Source organism: Streptomyces mashuensis (assembly GCF_014654785.1).
Classification (GTDB): Bacteria; Actinomycetota; Actinomycetes; order Streptomycetales; family Streptomycetaceae; genus Streptomyces; species Streptomyces mashuensis.
Genome location: NZ_BNBD01000035.1, coordinates 1 through 1,188, shown reverse-complemented (window position 1 = coordinate 1,188; position 1,188 = coordinate 1). Strand labels below are relative to the sequence as shown.

Annotated in this window: 1 protein-coding gene; it reads right to left on the bottom strand. The window is 71.1% G+C overall.

All coding sequences use genetic code 11. The features are described from left to right. Positions 1-1,122 (bottom strand): IS30 family transposase (locus IE305_RS32685; protein WP_373311805.1); only part of this gene is annotated, 1,122 nt, incomplete at its 3' end. Between the last annotated feature and the right edge of the window lie 66 nt (positions 1,123-1,188).

The window sequence follows — 1,188 nt, the reverse complement described above, 5'->3', positions numbered from 1 at the left end:
CAGACGCTCGGCTGGGGTTTCCCAGCCGAGCGTTTTGCGTGGGCGGCGGTTGAGCTGGTCGGCGACGAAGGCCAGGTGCTCCGGGGTGTGGACCGAGAGGTCGGTGCCCTTCGGGAAGTACTGCCGCAGCAGCCCGTTGGTGTTCTCGTTGGAGCCGCGCTGCCAGGGACTGGCGGGGTCGCAGAAGTAGACGGGGATGTCGGTGGCCAGGGTGAAGTCCGTGTGCCTGGCCATCTCGCTGCCCTGGTCCCAGGTCAGGGACCGCTTCAGCTGGACAGGGAGCGTGCGGGCGGTGGCCACCAGCGCGTCGCGCACGGTCTCGGCCGTGTGGTCGCCGGGAAGGTGTAGCAGCATCACGTAGCGGGTGGCGCGTTCGACCAGGGTGCCGATCGCGGACTTGTGCTCCTTACCGAGGATCAGGTCGCCCTCCCAGTGGCCGGGGACGGCCCGGTCCTCGGCCTCGGCAGGACGCTCGCTGATCATCGCCATCGGGTCGGTGAAACGGGAGCGCCGGCAGTTGGCCTGGCGCTGGGGTTTGCGGCGGGCGCGGCCGGTGCGCAGGGCGCCGGCGAGCTCGCGCCGCAGTTCGCCGCGGCCCTGGACGTAGAGCGCCTGGTAGACGGTCTCGTGGACCACGTGCATCTCCGGCCGGTCAGGGAACTGTCTGCGCAGAGCCTGGCAGATCTGCTCCGGGCTCCACCGCTCGTCCAGCATCGCCTGGACGGCGTTCCGCAGTTCCGGGTTCTCAGTGATCTTGCGGGGTTTGGGGCGGGGCCGGCGGCCGTCGGCTCGGGCCTGGGCCGCGTGCGGACGGTAGTGCCACTGCCCGCGAGTGCCCTCGGTGCGGTTGCGGCGGATCTCCCGGCTGATGGTGGACGGGCTGCGGCCCAGTTCCGCGGCGATGGCCCGCACGGTGGCCTTCTCCCGCAGCCGGTCGGCGATGTAGATCCGCTCGTCCTCGCGCAGATACCGGGCAACACCGCAAGGCGGCACCACCATGCGAATCGGTGGTGCCGCCTTCTGACCTCGCTCGGCGCTGCGGCCGTGACGCCACTTCTGGCCGGTCCGGCGGGCGATGCCGACGATCCGGCACGCCTCGGTGTTGGTGTAGCCCTGCTGCATGAGCCGGGAGTATGCCTCCCGCTCCCGGCTCAGCTTCACAGGCCCCTGGGCCGTCCGGTCCTTGCG